16 protein-coding genes are annotated in these 15,901 nt (G+C 59.6%); 1 reads left to right on the forward strand and 15 read right to left on the reverse strand.

The genetic code is table 11. The annotated features are described in order from the left end of the window. Positions 1-13 precede the first annotated feature (13 nt). Genes fliJ through fliF form a run of 5 tightly spaced genes read right to left on the reverse strand, consistent with a single transcriptional unit; the run spans position 14 to position 5,139 of the window. The gene (gene fliJ / locus FGKAn22_RS02380) at positions 14-478 is read right to left on the reverse strand and encodes a flagellar export protein FliJ (protein WP_212786389.1); all 465 of its coding nucleotides are present in this window, start codon (positions 476-478) and stop codon (positions 14-16) included. Positions 479-487: 9 nt separating this feature from the next. Further along, the gene (gene fliI, locus FGKAn22_RS02385; RefSeq protein WP_246487440.1) at positions 488-1,888 is read right to left on the reverse strand and encodes a flagellar protein export ATPase FliI; all 1,401 of its coding nucleotides are present in this window, start codon (positions 1,886-1,888) and stop codon (positions 488-490) included. Next, positions 1,888-2,529 carry a flagellar assembly protein FliH gene (locus tag FGKAn22_RS02390; protein WP_212786391.1) on the reverse strand — a complete coding sequence of 214 codons (642 nt, stop codon included), beginning with the start codon at positions 2,527-2,529 and terminating at the stop codon, positions 1,888-1,890. The genes fliI and FGKAn22_RS02390 overlap by 1 nt, the downstream gene beginning before the upstream one ends. Then, a complete protein-coding gene (gene fliG, locus FGKAn22_RS02395) occupies positions 2,522-3,517 on the reverse strand; it encodes a flagellar motor switch protein FliG (protein ID WP_212786392.1) in 996 nt (331 codons plus the stop codon). Before fliG ends, FGKAn22_RS02390 begins: the two co-directional genes overlap by 8 nt. Continuing rightward, entirely contained in the window at positions 3,514-5,139 is a 1,626-nt protein-coding gene (fliF, locus tag FGKAn22_RS02400; protein ID WP_212786393.1) for a flagellar basal-body MS-ring/collar protein FliF, read from the reverse strand. The genes fliG and fliF overlap by 4 nt, the downstream gene beginning before the upstream one ends. Positions 5,140-5,354: 215 nt before the next feature. On the opposite strand from fliF, the gene fliE reads away from it, so the two are divergent. Continuing rightward, positions 5,355-5,675, forward strand: a complete 321-nt coding sequence (fliE, locus tag FGKAn22_RS02405) for a flagellar hook-basal body complex protein FliE (RefSeq protein WP_212786394.1) — start codon at positions 5,355-5,357, stop codon at positions 5,673-5,675. Positions 5,676-5,726: 51 nt separating this feature from the next. Here the strand turns inward: fliE and FGKAn22_RS02410 are convergent, their stop codons facing one another. The 10 genes from FGKAn22_RS02410 to FGKAn22_RS02455 all read right to left on the reverse strand — a co-directional run bounded on the left by FGKAn22_RS02410 (position 5,727) and on the right by FGKAn22_RS02455 (position 15,872). Beyond that, complete coding sequence (locus FGKAn22_RS02410) at positions 5,727-6,482, reverse strand: flagellar brake protein (protein WP_212786395.1); 756 nt, start codon at positions 6,480-6,482, stop codon at positions 5,727-5,729. A 45-nt stretch (positions 6,483-6,527) separates the two neighbouring features. Continuing rightward, positions 6,528-6,830 (reverse strand): EscU/YscU/HrcU family type III secretion system export apparatus switch protein, encoded by a 303-nt coding sequence (locus FGKAn22_RS02415; RefSeq protein ID WP_212786396.1) that lies wholly within the window; start codon positions 6,828-6,830, stop codon positions 6,528-6,530. After that, the gene (gene fliK, locus FGKAn22_RS02420; RefSeq protein WP_212786397.1) at positions 6,827-7,852 is read right to left on the reverse strand and encodes a flagellar hook-length control protein FliK; all 1,026 of its coding nucleotides are present in this window, start codon (positions 7,850-7,852) and stop codon (positions 6,827-6,829) included. The genes FGKAn22_RS02415 and fliK overlap by 4 nt, the downstream gene beginning before the upstream one ends. Positions 7,853-7,943: 91 nt before the next feature. Further along, entirely contained in the window at positions 7,944-8,267 is a 324-nt protein-coding gene (locus FGKAn22_RS02425; protein WP_212786398.1) for a flagellar protein FliT, read from the reverse strand. Between the two features lie 4 nt (positions 8,268-8,271). Beyond that, positions 8,272-8,745, reverse strand: coding sequence for a flagellar export chaperone FliS (gene fliS / locus FGKAn22_RS02430; protein WP_212786399.1), 474 nt, complete (start codon positions 8,743-8,745; stop codon positions 8,272-8,274). Between the two features lie 15 nt (positions 8,746-8,760). Further along, the gene (fliD, locus tag FGKAn22_RS02435; RefSeq protein WP_212786400.1) at positions 8,761-10,773 is read right to left on the reverse strand and encodes a flagellar filament capping protein FliD; all 2,013 of its coding nucleotides are present in this window, start codon (positions 10,771-10,773) and stop codon (positions 8,761-8,763) included. A gap of 12 nt (positions 10,774-10,785) precedes the next feature. Next, entirely contained in the window at positions 10,786-11,184 is a 399-nt protein-coding gene (locus tag FGKAn22_RS02440) for a flagellar protein FlaG (protein WP_212786401.1), read from the reverse strand. A 63-nt stretch (positions 11,185-11,247) separates the two neighbouring features. After that, positions 11,248-12,411: a flagellin gene (locus FGKAn22_RS02445; RefSeq protein WP_212786402.1), complete on the reverse strand. Its 1,164-nt coding sequence runs from the start codon at positions 12,409-12,411 to the stop codon at positions 11,248-11,250. 320 nt (positions 12,412-12,731) lie between these two features. Next, on the reverse strand, positions 12,732-13,874 hold the full coding sequence (locus FGKAn22_RS02450) for a flagellin (RefSeq protein ID WP_212786403.1): 1,143 nt from the start codon (positions 13,872-13,874) through the stop codon (positions 12,732-12,734). A 189-nt stretch (positions 13,875-14,063) separates the two neighbouring features. Next, a complete protein-coding gene (locus FGKAn22_RS02455) occupies positions 14,064-15,872 on the reverse strand; it encodes a GGDEF domain-containing protein (protein ID WP_212786404.1) in 1,809 nt (602 codons plus the stop codon). Between the last annotated feature and the right edge of the window lie 29 nt (positions 15,873-15,901).

Here is a 15,901-nt window from a genome sequence, read left to right on the forward strand (position 1 = left end):
TGGTTCTCCTTCGTCACTTGGTCTGGTTTCCCGGATTGTTCATCTTGTAGGCCGCCATCCTGCCGGTATGTTCATCCAGCATTTTCTGCTCGGCCTTCTCGGCGATTTTCTTCTGAGCCTCGAAGTGGCGTTGCTGCAGCGCGTCGAACGATTTCAGCTTGCGTTGCGTCGTGTCGAATTCCGTGCGGCCGATTTGCGTCGATATCTTGCTTTGCTCGACCACCTTGCGCTGATGGTTGATCGCTTCATCGAGCTTGTTGATGAAGTGCTGGAAATTGCGCAACTGCGCCGGATCCATGCCGCCAAGGGTGGCTTCCTGCAGGCGGTTCTGGTAGTCCTTGCGGTATTCCATCAAAGTATCCAGCTTTTGCTGCGCGCTCTGTTGCAACTGGTTCAACTGGCCAAGCTTGCGTGTCGCAGACTCGTTCTGGTGCTGCGTCAGGTCGATCAGGGGCTGCAAGGTGAATGGCTTGGTCATGATGTCCCGTTATGCTTCCGGCGCGAATAGCGCGCCAAGTTGTTCGATGCTGGACTGGTAGGTCTCGCGCTGGAACATGCCCTGTTTCAGGAACTGTTCCATTCTCGGGTAAATCCTGATGGCCTCGTCCAGCAGCGGATCGCTGCCGCTGACATAGGCGCCGACGCTGATCAGGTCGCGGTTGCGTTGATAGTGGGCATACATGTGCTTGAAGCGCTGCACGATGGCCATGTGTTCCGGCGATGCCAGATGAGACATCACCCGGCTGATCGAGGCCTCGATGTCGATCGCCGGGTAATGCCCCTGTTCAACCAGTCGCCGCGACAACACGATGTGGCCGTCCAGAATGGCGCGTGCGCTGTCGGCGATCGGGTCCTGCTGGTCGTCGCCTTCAGTTAGCACGGTGTAGAAAGCGGTGATCGAGCCGCTGCCTTCCAGACCGTTGCCGGCCCGTTCCACCAGTTGCGGTAGCTTGGCGAACACGGAAGGCGGATAACCCTTGGTTGCTGGCGGTTCACCGACAGCCAGCGCGATCTCGCGTTGCGCCATGGCGTAGCGGGTGAGCGAATCCATGATCAGCAGGACGTTCTTGCCCTGGTCGCGGAAATACTCGGCGATGGTGGTGGCATAGGCTGCGCCTTGCAGGCGCACCAGCGGCGAGGTGTCTGCCGGGGCGGCGACGACCACCGAGCGGGCCATGCCTTCCTTGCCGAGGATGTCGTTGATGAATTCCTTGACCTCGCGGCCGCGTTCGCCGATCAGGCCGACCACGGTGATGTCGGCATTGGTGTAGCGAGCCATCATGCCGAGCAGCACGCTCTTGCCGACGCCTGAGCCGGCGAACAGGCCCATGCGCTGGCCGCGGCCTACGGTCAGCATGCTGTTGATCGCGCGCACCCCGACATCCAGTGCGGTATCGATGGGCGCGCGCTCCAGCGGGTTGAACGGGCGGCTTTGCAATGGAGCCGATTCGGCCTCTACCAAAGGCCCGAGCTGGTCGAGCGGCTTGCCTGTGCCGTCCACCACGCGGCCCAGCAGCATGTTGCCGACCGGCAGATGTTTGGCCAGGTCCGAGACCCGGCGGCGCGGCGCTTTGCGCTTGCTGTCCAGCGTCAGGTGGCGGGAAGGTTCGACCGGCGTCACGCGTGCGCCGGGCACCAGGCCGTACACGTCATGTTCCGGCATCAGGAACAGTCTTTCCCCGGCGAAGCCGACGACCTCGGCCTCGATCGTGTTGTTCGGCAGATGGATCGCGCAGGTGCTGCCGACGGGCATTTGCAGGCCGACCGCCTCCATCACCAGGCCGGTCACCTTGGTGAGATGGCCGCTGGTGGGCAGGGTGTTGCAGTCGGCGACATATTCCTTGCCGTCCTTGAGGAGGTTCTGCCACCTTGTGTTTGGGGATGGCATCAGGCTCGCCATGATTTGTCCTGCCCGATCGATTCGACGATGCGCTTCCAGCGCGCTTCCGTGGTGCCGTCCACGCGGCTGTGCGCGGTTTCGACGCGGCATCCGCCGCGCTCGATCTTTGTATCGGTGAAGATCTTCCAGCCGGCGTGCGCCAGTTGCTCTCCCATGTGTTCTTGCACCAGTGCAGCATCGTCCGGATGCAGGATCAGATGGGCGTTCTGGTTGAAGTGCGGCAGGCCGCTGATCGCGTCGCTGACGATCTTCAGGATGACTTCCGGCTTGGTATGCAGCGTCTCGCGCACCATCTGGCGGGCGACTTCCAGCGACAGGTCGAGCAGCGACTGCGCCACCTGCTCATCCACTTCGTTGAGCGCGGTCTGCAGATTCTGCATCAGCGTGTGCATTTGAGCCGCTTCGTTGCGTGCCTGCTGGATGCCCTCGGCATAGCCCGCTTCGCGCCCCTGGGTATATCCTTCGTCATGGGCTTGCTGGCGGAGGTTCTCCAGTTCGGCGACGGTGGCGAGTGCGGCAGCTTGTTGCGCCTCTGCCTGTTTGTGGCCGGCATGCGGGTCGAACGAAGCCAGCTCCCAGCGCTCGAATGCGGTCAGTTGTTCCTTGGGGATGATGACGCTGTTAGACATAAGCGTCCTCCTCGCCCTTGCTGCCTAGCGCGATCTGGCCTTCGTCGGCCAGGCGGCGCACGATCTTGAGGATTTCCTTCTGGTTGGCCTCGACTTCGCTGAGCTTGACCGGTCCCTTGGCTTCGAGGTCTTCGCGCATCATTTCGGAAGCGCGTTGCGACATGTTCTTGAAGATCTTTTCGCGTAACTCTTCGCTGGCGCCCTTGAGCGCGACGATCAGGGACTCCGACTGGACTTCGCGCAAAACGAGCTGGATGCCGCGATCGTCGATATCCAGCATGTTTTCGAAGACGAACATCTTGTCCTCGATCTTCTGTGCCAGCTCCGGGTCGAAGTTGCGCACGTTTTCCATGACCTGGGATTCCAGTGTGCCGCCCAGATAATTGAGGATCTCAGCGGCGGCGCCGACACCGCCTTGCAGGCTCTTCTTGCCGGTTGCGCTGCCAGACATGAGTTTGCCCAGCACGTCGTTGAGTTCGCGCAGGGCCACGGGCTGCACGCCGTCCAGCGTGGAAATGCGCAACAGCACATCGTTGCGGGTGCGCTCGGAGAACATCTTGAGGATGTCGGCTGCCTGGTCAGGCTCCAGGTGCACCAGGATGGTGGCGATGATCTGCGGATGCTCGTTGCCGATCATTTCCGCTACCGCACCCGGGTCCATCCACTTAAGGCTCTCGATGCCGCTGGTGTCGCTGTTGTGCATGATGCGGTCCAGCAAGCCGGCAGCCTTGTCATCGCCCAGTGCCTTGGTGAGCATGCTGCGGATGTAATCGTTCGAGTCCATGCCGATGGTGGTCTTGCTCGACGCGGAAACCAGGAAGTCATGGAACACCTGGGCGATCTCTTCGCGGCTGAGATTTTTCAGCGTCATCATGGCCGCGCTGATCTTCTGCACCTCTTTGGGCTCGAGATACTTCAGCACTTCGGCGGCTTCGCTTTCGCCGAGCGTCATCAGGAAGATCGCGCTTTTTTCGACGCCGTTACTCATTCGCCCACCCATTCCTTGATCACGCTGGCGACGATCTTGGGCTCCTGCTGGGCGATCTGCCGCGCAGTTTGAAGAGTCTGCTCATATGACGGAACGGTGGGGCTATAACTTACCCCCCCTCCGGCTTGTTCTCCTTCACCACCTTCGACGACGGCCTCGAAACCGCCGGTGCGGCTCGAAGGAGTCAGCAGCGACTGGAATGCCGGCTTGATGATGCGGAAGATGACGAGGAACATCACCGCCGCAATCAACCCATATTTGAGCAACTCCTTCGCAAGTTCGATCACATCGGCTCGTTCCCAGAAGGGAAGTTCTTCGACGGTTTCCTTGCTTTCGGTAAAGGCGGCTACCTGCACGTTCAGGCTGTCGCCGCGAGTCTGGTCGAAGCCAATGGCATCCCGGATCAGGTTGTTGATTTGCTCTTTCTCCTGATCGGTCAATGGCTTGCTGCTGGTCTTGCCCTTGGCGTCGGTGACCTTGCGGTTGGCGTTCACCACCACCGCGACGGACAGGCGCTTGATCGAACCGACCGGCAAGACCGTGTGGCGTATGGTGCGGTCGACCTCATAGTTGACCGTGGAGTCCTTTTGCATGTTGGAGACGCCGGCGTTTGCCGCTTCAACACCGCTTGCCGGACCGCCGGCGACGATAGGCGCGGTTGCCGGTACCGGTGGCTGGTTGGTCAATGCGCCGGGAACGCCAGTGGCATTGAGTCCGGTGCCGTTCATCGACTCGGAGCTTTGCTTGCTGCGGATCGTGCTTTCGGCCGGATCCTGGTTCGGTTTGAAGATCTCGGCGGTCTGCTCGGTGCGCGAGAAATCGATGTCGGCTGCCACTTGGGCACGCAAATTGTTGGGGCCGAGGAACGGGGTCAGCAACGACTCGATGCGCTTGATGTAGTCTTGCTCGATCTGCTGGACGTACTTGAGCTGGTTGGCATCCAGCCCCCCATTGAGGTTGCCGTCATGGCTGGCGCTCAGCAGGGTGCCGTTCTGGTCCACTACGGTCACGTCCTTGGCGGACATTTCCGGCACGCTGCTCGAAATCAGGTGCACGATCGCGCTGACCTGGGCGGAATCGAGCGTTCTGCCTCCTTGCAGGCTGAGTACCACGGATGCGCTGGGCTTCTGCTGTTCCTTGACGAACACGCTGGGCTTGGGAATGGCCAGGTGGACGCGGGCGGCGGCCACTGCGCCGATGCTTTGCACCGAGCGCGCCAGCTCGCCTTCCAGCGCCCGCTGGTAATTGACTTGTTCGGCGAACTGCGTGATGCCGAAGCGCTGGTTCTCCATCAGCTCGAAACCGACATTACCGCCCTTGGGCAGGCCTTGCGAAGCGAGTTTGAGGCGGGCCTCGTGTACTTTGTCGGAAGGGACCAGCAGCGCTCCGCCGCCTTCGGCGAACTTGTAGGGGATGTTCATCTGTGTCAGCGAGTCGATGATGGCCCCGCCGTCACGGTCGGACAGGTTGCTGTAGAGGACGCGGTAATCCGGCGTCTTGCCCCACATCCACAGGCCGGCGAGAAGGGCAAACAACGCCGCAACGCCAACCGCCAACCCCAACTTCTGCTGGAGGGTGAGTTGGTCGAGGAGGCTTGCTGTCTTCTTTTCCTGTTCAGCCATGATGATTCATAACCACACCAAAAAGCCACTAGGGCAGTGAGCGCATTATCAGTGGCTGCAGGCTTTTTGAAAACCGGAATAAGGGGGGAAACCCATGCCTTTTCTGTTCATAGGGCTTGCAGGGTATCGGGTATCGTGCCTTCACCTGAGAAACCGCCGACTAGGCCGCCAATGAGACAGCGAGGACCGGTCGGCGTTCCACCAAAGGAGGTACCATGAACACTTCAGCAGTAGACAACTTGTTGGCGCAAATGCGCGTTGCAGCGGCGGCGGCTGGATTGCGCGAGCCCCCTCAAGTGGCGCAGACCAGCAAAGTGGACTTTGCCAACGTGCTGAAGTCCTCCCTCGATGGCGTCGCGCAGACGCAGTCCAAGTCGGAAGAGATGCAAAAGGCGTTCGTGCTGGGCGACGACCGGGTCAGCCTGAGCGACACCATGATTGCCATGCAAAAGGCCAGCATCAGTTTCCAGACCACCGTTCAGGTGCGCAACAAGGTCGTGCAGGCCTACAACGACATCATGAACATGCAGGTGTAGGCAGGTTTTCAACCAGAAGGGTTGTCCGGAAGAAAGACAACCTCCTTGGATTTACTGGGTTTTGCTTCGCTCGCGCTGCATGTTCGTGACATAACGCTGCAGCAAGATGGTGGACTGGCCGTCGAGGTTCTTGAATTCGCAGCCGGCGCGCTTGTGCGTTCGTCCCGATGGCGAGGTCAGCACCGCCAGGCTTTTTACTTCTATCGTTGCGTAAATCGTGCCCACTTCTGGCAAGTCGATCCTGCAATCCGGATAGATTTCACCGGGAACCAGGTCGATGTCCGTTTCCGAGCAGGTCAAGCCCACCCCGCCGCCGCTGATATCCATGACGGTGACCTCGCATGGTTTCCTGGCGGGCGTCCTGCCCATCGGGATGATGCAGCGCAACGGCGAACTCACCGGGGTCGAGAGCCGGTAGTATTCGCGCCGCTGCAGACGGTAAATGTGATCCGGCAGGGGGAGATAGAAGGAGGGATAGCCTCGATATTCCACGCTGCCGGCCTGATGGGCGGTGAACTGCACCTTGACCTGCTGGTGAGAGCTGACAAATATCAGCCTTTTGCTTTCGATAACGCGCCGGTTGTCTGCTTCATTCGGACTCTGTTCCAGCCACAAGCCCTTGTTGTCGACACCCAGCAGCGTGACCAGGATGAACTCGTTCGAGTTGCCGTAATAAAGTGCGACACGAGACTCTTTCTCTGCGATCTTGTGCAGGATGAACTCGATTTCTTTGGCGGAAGTGATGCGGTGTTTGTCGTCATCCTCGCTGGAAAATATCTCGATTTTTAGAGGAATGTCTTTTTCCATGTTCTCAGTGCTGCTAATAGCCAATAGCCGCGCATGATAGCAAAATTACGGTTTTACAAAAGGCGGAATAGCGGGGGTGTTGGGGTGCTCCAGGCGATATAGCCAGGCAAGCAGTTCGGCCACCGCGAGGTAGAGTTGCGGGGGGATTTCCTGGTCGAGTTCGACTTTCATCAACAATCCGACCAAATCCTCGGATTCATGTACATAAACGCCGTGTTGCTTGGCGCGCTCGATGATCGCCTGTGCGATCAGTCCGCGTCCTTTCGCCACCACCTTGGGCGCCCCTTGGTTCTGGCCGTAGCTTAGCGCGACGGCGGTTTGTTGCGGAGTGAGCGGGGGGCGCTTCACGGTTTTTCCACCAAGGCGGAGGTCAGAGGAATGCCGGCATCGGCCAGTGCGTTCCTGAGCTGGGGCAGGGCGCGGTTGAACAACTCGATGGTGCCGGCGTCGGCAGCATGCAGCGTCATCCTCAATCCGCTCTCGGCGAAGACCAGCCGGGCATGGACATCGCCCAGTCTGGGCAGGGCCAGTTCCATTTCGGTGCTCCACTCGCGCTCGCTCTGCTGCCGGGGAGCCTGGTGTTCCGGCTGTCCTTGTATCTCCCACTGCATCTCCTGTCCCGGCCAGACTTGCCCGATCCAGGTGAGCTGGTGCGTTTCCAGTGTGTGCAGTTGTTGCTGAACCAGTGGCAGCAATTCCTTGGCGATGGGCAGGCCGGTATCGCCGGAAACCTTGGTCGGCTGGGAGGACTGAGTCGTTGTCGGCTCCTGGGGCGACGGTTGATTGGGCTCGGTCAAAATAGACTGCTTGCCGGTGAGCTGGTTTTGCGGCTCGACCAGCAATTGCGCCGTGCTGCGTTCTCCGCGTACCCATTGCGCCTGGTGCGATTCGTAAAACAGGCCGCTGTTGGCGAGCGCTTCGCGCAATGCACCGGCAAGCTGTTTGGTGTCCGGTACCTGCTGCTCAGCCGGCCAAACAGCCTTGCTGCCGAGTTGCTGAACGACAGGCCGTTCCAGCGGGCGTTCGGTGAGGTTGGAAAGCAGGCGTGCCGTGCCGCCGATCTGCTCGGGAGTGGAGAGCGGATTGGTCGACGCGGCCATGCGGAAGGTGATACGGGGCTGGGTTGCAATCACCTCGAGTTCCAGCACATCGCCGCTCTTGATGTTCTCCGGCAGCCGCATCTGAATGGATTGTCCGGCGATCTGGACCTTGAATATGCCTTGGCCGATTTCCGACTGGACCGAGGCCTGCAACTTCTGTCCAAGCTCGACCTTGGCGATGGCTGCGGGCGCATCGGTAGCTCCCGCAACCAGAGGTTTGTCCGAGCGGGAAAGGACTCGAAGTGCGCTAATCAGATTCGCTGGCAGCATATCGACACCCCGTCAAATACGCCATTCCCGCGCATAACCGGAAAATCGATGGTTATGCGCGGGAATGGCGGGTAGATCTTGCGAGTTTTACCTAGGCGCCGTATGCCTGATGCAAACGCTGCTCCTGGCGATTGCTTTGCATGATGCGTTGCAATTGTCCCATCCATGCTTCGGTATGGTTGCGGATCTCGGCATCGTCGGCGAGGATTTTTTTGATGAGCTGGATTTTACGCTGCCGCGAGGTTTCGTCCAGCGTAGTCGCAGCATCCGCCGGCTTCATGGTGGCAACATGCCGGCTGCACTGCTGCTCGAGATCGGCCAGCGTATCCCATTCGCCGTGTACGGCCGCATCGCGCATCCGTGTGGTGATGGCGGACAGCGACTCGTAATTGCTGATGACTTGCGAGGCGCTCATGGACTTACATTCTTCCATAGGTCAGTTGAACTTTGTTGCTTGCCGCCGCCGGCAGCGGGGCGGCTGCGACGGGTGCAGCCGCCGGAGCTGCGCTACCCGGGCGGATGCTGTCCCAGGCACCTTTCAGGTCGGTCAGCAAACGGGTCACCTCATCCAGTGCGGCGATGTCATTGTTCATGTTCGCGGTCAGCAGGCGCGAGGCCATGTAGTCGTACAGCGAAGCCAGATTGTGGGCCAGCTCGCCGCCTACGTCCTTGTCCAGACAGGCCTTCAACCCATCTTCGATGATCAGAATGGCCTTGGAAATCGCCGCACCCTTGGCGGGGATATCCTTGCGCATGATGCTGCTCTTGGCGTTGGTGATCGCTTGCAGTGCGCCCTGATACAACATCGAAATCAGCTTGTGCGGGTCAGCAGCAGTTACGCCTGATTCGACGCCGACTTTTGCATAGGCCTTGATGGCTGCGGTTGTCTTCATGATTCATTCCTTCGCTTATAGTCTTGCGAGTTGCTGTGTCAGATAAGTGCTGGTCTGGTTCATGCTGCTGAGCATGGTGTCCAGAGAGGTAAATTGCGTCCGGTAACGTTTTTCGACAGCGACCAGACGAGTTTCCAACTCAGTACGGCGATTGCCGATATCCTTGATGGTCTTGTCGAGGCCACTGGTGCGGTTGGCCAATATTCCGTCGCTGGCTAGGATGGAGGTGGCCCATTTGTCCAGCGAAGAAGCGTAGCCTTGCGAATAATTCACCGTGCCGCGCGCACCCGTTGTTCCGCCGCTGATGGTGAGGCCGAGCCCCGTCGAGTCTCCCGCGCCGGAGACAAGCCGCTGTCCTGACCCGGTAGCGGACACTCCGTTGATCGTGCCTGCGACATCCGTTCCGGCGGTGCCACTGGTTATCGTGCCCATGAAAGCCGATACGGGGGTGCCCGCGCTGCTGGTCAGGCTGACATTGGAGGCCGATCCGTACCGGCTGGACGTAATGCTCATGAAGCCACTGGGCGTGATGGTGGCGGCTACGGAAGCACCCACGGAGGAAAAGGCGGAGGTGCCATTGATGGCCGATTGGATCATCGATGCCAACTGGGCTGCGCTATAGGTGGCTCCTGCCGTCAGGGCGACCGAGGCGGTTATGCCGTCCACTGTCACATTTATCGAGGTGCCGTTGGCGATGGTGTATGGCGGGGCATTCAAGTTAAGGTCGCCAGTGGCGCTGCCCTGCGTTGCCAGCGAGCTCACGTTTACGGCATAGCTGCCGGGTTTGGTCGCAGAAGTGGCAGAACTGTAAGCCACCAGACTGTCGGATGCCTTTCCGACGGAGGTGAACAAGCCGGCGATGTCACTGAAGTTGCTGGCGATCACCTTGTCCAGTTTGGCTTGATCGAGAGCCAGAGTGCCATCCTTCTGGAAGGAAACGCCGATATTGGACAGCGAGGTTACCGCGCCCGTCGTGCCTGTTACCGGCGTGCTCAGCATGCTGCGCAGTTGCGACTGCAAGGCGCGCACGGTGCTGTCGCCTTGCAAGATTGCACCCCTCTTGTTGGCGGCGTCATAAGAGGAAACGGCTTTCAACATCGTGTTGAGATCGTTGTAAGCCTTTACAAAGCTGGAAATCGAGCCGCTGACGGCTGCCGAGTCTCGTGCCACGGTCAACGTGGCCGCGGAGGTCGTGACCTTGTTCAGGTTCAGGGTGACGCCCGGGATTACATCGGAAACCGTGTTGGAGGTCTTGGTTACCGTCACGCCATTCACCTTGAAGTTGGCGTTCTGCGCGGTCACGGTCTCTGCGAGACTCTGTCCCGCATTATTTGCAGGGTCATGCGCCAGCAGGCTGCTGATGGCCGCATCTCCACTCACGGATATCTTGAGGCTGTTGCTCACACCGTTGTTGCTGGAAGACAGCGCGAGGCGATAAGGGGTGCCGCTACCGTCATTGACGACGGTGGCAGTCACCCCCAGTTGGGCTGCGTTGATTGCATTGCTTATGCCTTGCAGAGAATTGTTGCTGCTGTCGATAGTGATACTCTTGGTACCACTGCCGTTCGAGAGATACGATGCGCCGGTATATTTCCCGGTTCCCGCATTGAACGCGCCGCCGCTGATGGTACCAAAATCGAAAGTGACCGTTGTCGCGGCTCCACTGCCGATGGCGGCGGTGCTGCTGGTTTGTCCGGCGGCAACGAGTTTTTGCGCTTGCGCCAGGCTGGTCACATCCAGAGAATAAGTGCCCGCCACCGCGCTGCTGGTGGCTGAGGCGGAAAATACGGTGGTGTCGGAAGGGGTCGCCGTGAGCGATTGGTACTTGCTCACGCTGTTCAGGCCTTGCAGAGCCGTTTGAAAGCCGGCCAGAGCACCCTTGACGCTGCCGTAGGCGGAAACCTTGGCTTGGTAGCTGGCTTCCCGGGTATTAAGTTTGGCGATCGGCTGCCGTTCGACAGTCATCAGCTGGTTGACGATGCCGTTGACATCCAGATTGCCCGATGAGGTTGCCGATGTGGTCGCCATGATGTTTCTGCCTTAAGCCTGCTGTTTCAACAATAAGCCCTGCTGGATACGATCTATCGACTTGGAGATCGCCAGCGCCTCTTCCGAAGGGAATTGGCGGATCACGTCGCCCGTCTCCGAATCGACCAGCTTGACGATGGAGCGATTGGTATCCGAGTCGATCGAGAACTCAAGATTCTTGTTTGACTGCTTCAACGCCTTGTTGATTCCATCCACCACGTTTTGCAGCTGGGCGGCAGTGGCTTGCTGATCGGCCACCGGTGTTACCGCAGTCTGCGGCAACTCGAGCGACACAGCGGGCGGGGTCTGGACATTTGAGGGCGCTGCAACAACGGCAACAGGCCCGCCATCGCTGGCGAGCCTAGCAGGCTGGGGAGCCTGTGCCATGTTACTTACATTCTGGATTAGCATCTTGCTTCTCCTTTATCTCAAAAACCCAGCCGGTTGCCCGGCTGGGGTTAATCACCTAACGCATTAGCGCAACAGGGTCAGTACGTTGTTCGGCAACTGGTTCGCTTGTGCCAGCATCGCAGTACCTGCCTGTTGCAGGATCTGATTGCGGGTCAGCTGCGCAGTTTCCGCGGCGAAGTCGGTGTCCTGGATGCGGCTGCGGGAAGCGGTCAAGTTCTCCACCGTGCCGCCCAAGTTCGAGACCACCGAGGTGAAGCGGTTCTGGATCGCGCCCAGGTTGGCTCGTGCGGTGTTGACCGCGCTCAGTGCGTTATCGATCTGAGCGATGGCCTTGTTGGCGCCCATCACGGTAGTGATGTCCGTCGCCGCAAAGCCGGTGCCGGCAGTTTGTGCTGCGACAGCGGTAATCAGCCCGGTATCTGCTGCCGTGTGGCTAGCGCCGCCTGCAGTGATGCCCACCTTGCCTGCGACCTGGCCGTAGTTGGCCAAAGAAAGCACGCCTGCGGCATCACTTACTGCCACAACGCCGTGTTGGCTGGAGGTGCTGTTGATCGCGGCTGCGAGTTGGGCTCCACGTTCCGCTCCATTGGTTGCTGCAGCGATTGGACCGATATCGATGCCGTTGATGGTCACCCCGCCCGTGGCGATTGCAGCCCAAACCCCGGCGGTACCGGTAGCTGCTGCGGCACTAGTTGTTTCAGCGGTCGATGTGACACCCAACTTTGCAACGGAGGCATTGGTGATCGAGGTGATCGAGATGCTTTGGCCGGCATCGGCGCCAACCTGGAACGACTGACCAGTGAACGAGCCATCCAGCAATTTCACGCCGTTGAACGAGGTGGTGGAAGCTACACGGCCGATTTCAGCCATCAGCTGCTGCACTTCGGTGTTCAGTGCGGTGCGATCGGCTGCGCTGTTGGACGCGTTGACGGATTGCACGGCCAGTTCGCGGATACGTTGCAGGTTGTTGCCCACTTCGTTCAGCGCGCCTTCTGCGGTCTGCGCCACGGAAATGCCATCGTTCGCATTGCGGGATGCCTGTTGGTTGCCGCGAACCTGAGCGGTCATGCGGTCAACGATCGCCATGCCGGCTGCGTCGTCCTTGGCGCTGTTGATGCGCAGGCCGGAAGACAGGCGTTGCAGGGAGGTTTGTAGCGCACCCTGAGAGCCGTTCATGTTGCGTTGTGCATTCAGCGACGCGATGTTGGTATTGATGATGGAAGGCATTTTGATTCTCCTTTAACTGGATGTCAGTTCCGGCTGTCGCCGTTTACAGTGGCTGGCCTCTTGCTGCCAGGCTCATCAACCGCCGTTAGTCCTATTATCGGAAGGAGTCGGGAAAACTTTAGCCCTGCCCGTGAAAATTTCGCTAGGCGAGCTTGAATATTCAAAGTGGCCGCAAAAATGGCAACAGGCCCGCCATTGCTGGCGAGCCTTGCAGGCCGGAGGGCCTGAGCCATGTTGCTTGCGTCCCGGATAGGTATTTTACCTCTCCTTATGTCCTAAAAGCCCAGCCGGTTGCCCGGCTGGGGTTAATCTCCTGCAGATTAGCGCAACAGGGTCAGCACATTGTTCGGCAACTGGTTCGCTTGTGCCAGCATCGCAGTACCTGCCTGTTGCAGGATCTGGTTGCGGGTCAATTGCGCGGTTTCAGCTGCGAAGTCGGTGTCGCTGATACGGCTGCGGGAAGCAGTCAGGTTTTCCACCGTGCCGGCCAGATTCGAGATCACCGAGGTGAAGCGGTTCTGGATCGCGCCCAGGTTGGCTCGTGCCGTGTTGACCGCGCTCAGTGCGTTGTCGATCTGAGCGATGGCCTTGTTGGCACCCATCACGGTAGTGATGTCCGTCGCCGCAAAGCCGGTGCCGGCAGTTTGTGCTGCAACAGTGGTGATTGCTCCAACGTCGGTTGTCGCTGTGCCACCCTGCGTAATACCAACTTTACCCGCGACTTGACCGTAGTTGGCCAGCGTCAGTGCGCCTGCAGCATCGCTCACCGCCACAACGCCGTGTTGGCTGGAGGTGCTGTTGATTGCAGCTGCGATTTGAGCGCCACGCTCTGCCGCGTTGGTTGCTACGGCAATCGGCCCAACATCGACGCCATTGATAGTCAAGCCGCCCGCGACAACTGCAGCAAAGGTTGTTGCTGCGGTGCCAGTTGTTTCAGCGGTCGATGTGACGCCCAACTTTGCAACGGAGGCATTGGTGATCGAGGTGATCGAGATGCTTTGGCCGGCATCGGCGCCAACCTGGAACGACTGACCAGTGAACGAGCCATCCAGCAATTTCACGCCGTTGAACGAGGTGGTGGAAGCTACACGGCCGATTTCAGCCATCAGCTGCTGCACTTCGGTGTTCAGTGCGGTGCGGTCGGCTGCGCTGTTGGATGCGTTGACGGACTGCACGGCCAGTTCGCGGATACGCTGCAGGTTGTTGCCCACTTCGTTCAGCGCACCTTCTGCGGTCTGCGCCACGGAAATGCCGTCGTTCGCATTGCGGGATGCCTGTTGATTGCCGCGCACCTGTGCGGTCATGCGGTCAACGATCGCCATGCCGGCTGCGTCGTCCTTTGCGCTGTTGATGCGCAGGCCGGAAGACAGGCGTTGCAGGGAGGTTTGCAGCGCGCCCTGGGAGCCGTTCATGTTGCGCTGTGCATTCAGCGAGGCGATGTTGGTATTGATGATGGAAGGCATTTTGATTCTCCTTTAACTGGATTCATTTCCGGCTTGCTTGCCGTTCACAGTGGTTGGCCTGTTGCTGCTAAGCTCATTAACCACCGTTAGCCCAGTTATCGGGAAATGTCGGGAAAACTTTAGTCCTGTTTGTGAAAATTTCGATGGGACGTCTCTGGTTCTGCATTTAGGATGTACTGAATTCCTCATTCAGAGCTCCGCCGCCATGATCACCCGATTCTTGCCTTCCTTCTTGGCGCGGTACATCGCCTTGTCGGCTCGCGCGATGATGTCCTCCTGTGATTCCTGTGGGGCGCGTTGCGCCACGCCGGCGCTGAAGGTTACCAGGATTCGTTCGTTGGCATGGAGGAAGAATTGTTTGGTCAGTTCCCGCTGCAGGCGCTCTATCGTGGCTGCAGCTTCTTCCAGTCTGACGTCGGGCAGCAGGATGACGAACTCTTCGCCGCCGTAGCGGGCCACCGAGTCGCTGGGGCGGAGGGCTGCCTGGATGACTTTGCTCAAATGAATCAAGGCGCTGTCGCCAGCCTGGTGGCCGAGTGTGTCGTTGAGCCGCTTGAAGTTGTCGATGTCCAGCAGTGCGAGGCATAGCGGCGACTGGCTGCGGTCGGCTCGCGTGGCTTCGCGCTCGAACGCCTCGTCCATGCCGCGCCGGTTGAGTGCGCCGGTGAGCTGGTCTTCCCGTACCAGTTCGCTGACCTGGGTGAGCTCCTGCTCCAGTAGTCTGATCTTGGCTTCGGATTCTTCCACCTGTTTGCGCGTCGAAACGAGCTCCTCGTGCGATCGCATCGCGCTGGCCTGGATGACGCGGGTATCCTGCATGATGTCTTCCAGCAGGTGGCTGAGGTCGGTGAGGTTGTCGGTCTTGCTGATCTTCTGGCTGTAGCCCTCGATCTTGTGGTGGTATTCGCCGGTGCTCGCGGTGATCTCGCCCAACCGGTCGATGAACGTGGTCATCAGACTCTTGAGGGTGGACTTGGCATCGGTAAGGCTCTGCTTGAGGATGCCCTGTTTGATGATGGCATTGCGCAGGCTGCGTTCGGCGTCGGCGATGACGTTCCGGTCGATCGGATTGGCGATGATCTCGGTCAGAATGACGATCTGCCCGTGCAGCCATTCTTCGTCTTCGACCATTTCACCGATGTTTTCCACGAGCAGGCGCAGCAGGCGCACCAAGCCCTCGTGGATCTTGGCCTTGTCGCCGCCGCGCAGTTCGGCCTTGATCCAGAACTGGCGCAATTGTTTGGTCAGAGCGGTGACTTGCTCGGGCGTCTTGATGGTGCGGGCCTGCTGGGCGAGTACCTGAACCTCCGGCTTCAATTCCGGTTGCGCGCTGAGGATGCTTTCCAGCGTCTGGGCCAGCAGTTCGGCGAGCTGCAGCAAGGGTTCGTTCGAACCAGAGGGTGTCGCAGGAATCTGCGTGCCGGAGGTGGCCGGAGCTGCCGCGGCGCTTCCCTTCGCCGGTGTGGTGGAGGCGGCCGGCGCGGCGCCCTCCACCTCGATGATGCTGGCGGCGGCAGGTGAGCCGGCAGACCATGAGCGCACCAGGCCGTTGATCTTTTCGAACAGGGTGTCCGGATTGGCGCCGAATCGGGCCAGTACGGTCTCTAGGCCTTCCTTCTTGCGGGTGATGGTCAGGCCCTTGTGTGGGGTTTCCAGCTGGCGCAACAGGTCACGAATGAGGTCGGACCAGGAATTGACCGGCTCGTCACCGCTCCTTGGCAAGGCCTTGTCGATTTCCTTGAGGCATTGCTCCCAGTCGTCCGTTCCGATGGCTTTCTTCAGCGCGATACCGGCGGACGCCGACTTTGGCGTTTCGGCCAAGCGCTCGGCGATGGCGCGCAGCACCTTCTCCGCACCGCTGTTCTCTTCGGTGGTGGTCCCGCTGATCTCGGCATAGATCTTCGCGTAATTGTCGGGTGTCGGCGGGAATTTGCGCGCGGCCAGAGTCTTGAGCGTTTCGCGGGCGAATTCGGAAGGGTTGGAGGGTTGATTGCTCATGATTCAAGGGTTGTTTCGTTGCGTGAATT

It is taken from the genome of Ferrigenium kumadai, from assembly GCF_018324385.1.
In the GTDB taxonomy this organism is placed as follows: domain Bacteria; phylum Pseudomonadota; class Gammaproteobacteria; order Burkholderiales; family Gallionellaceae; genus Gallionella; species Gallionella kumadai.

Bases quoted from the DNA above. Each gene is read 5' to 3' on its own strand.
- FGKAn22_RS02440 (WP_212786401.1), bottom strand. From the start codon at position 11,184: ATGCTAATCCAGAATGTAAGTAACATGGCACAGGCTCCCCAGCCTGCT.
- fliJ (WP_212786389.1), bottom strand. From the start codon at position 478: ATGACCAAGCCATTCACCTTGCAGCCCCTGATCGACCTGACGCAGCAC.
- fliD (WP_212786400.1), bottom strand. From the start codon at position 10,773: ATGGCGACCACATCGGCAACCTCATCGGGCAATCTGGATGTCAACGGC.
- fliE (WP_212786394.1), top strand. From the start codon at position 5,355: ATGAACACTTCAGCAGTAGACAACTTGTTGGCGCAAATGCGCGTTGCA.
- fliF (WP_212786393.1), bottom strand. From the start codon at position 5,139: ATGGCTGAACAGGAAAAGAAGACAGCAAGCCTCCTCGACCAACTCACC.
- fliS (WP_212786399.1), bottom strand. From the start codon at position 8,745: ATGAAGACAACCGCAGCCATCAAGGCCTATGCAAAAGTCGGCGTCGAA.
- FGKAn22_RS02425 (WP_212786398.1), bottom strand. From the start codon at position 8,267: ATGAGCGCCTCGCAAGTCATCAGCAATTACGAGTCGCTGTCCGCCATC.
- fliK (WP_212786397.1), bottom strand. From the start codon at position 7,852: ATGCTGCCAGCGAATCTGATTAGCGCACTTCGAGTCCTTTCCCGCTCG.
- FGKAn22_RS02390 (WP_212786391.1), bottom strand. From the start codon at position 2,529: ATGTCTAACAGCGTCATCATCCCCAAGGAACAACTGACCGCATTCGAG.
- FGKAn22_RS02445 (WP_212786402.1), bottom strand. From the start codon at position 12,411: ATGCCTTCCATCATCAATACCAACATCGCGTCGCTGAATGCACAACGC.
- FGKAn22_RS02450 (WP_212786403.1), bottom strand. From the start codon at position 13,874: ATGCCTTCCATCATCAATACCAACATCGCCTCGCTGAATGCACAGCGC.
- FGKAn22_RS02455 (WP_212786404.1), bottom strand. From the start codon at position 15,872: ATGAGCAATCAACCCTCCAACCCTTCCGAATTCGCCCGCGAAACGCTC.
- FGKAn22_RS02410 (WP_212786395.1), bottom strand. From the start codon at position 6,482: ATGGAAAAAGACATTCCTCTAAAAATCGAGATATTTTCCAGCGAGGAT.
- fliG (WP_212786392.1), bottom strand. From the start codon at position 3,517: ATGAGTAACGGCGTCGAAAAAAGCGCGATCTTCCTGATGACGCTCGGC.
- fliI (WP_246487440.1), bottom strand. From the start codon at position 1,888: ATGCCATCCCCAAACACAAGGTGGCAGAACCTCCTCAAGGACGGCAAG.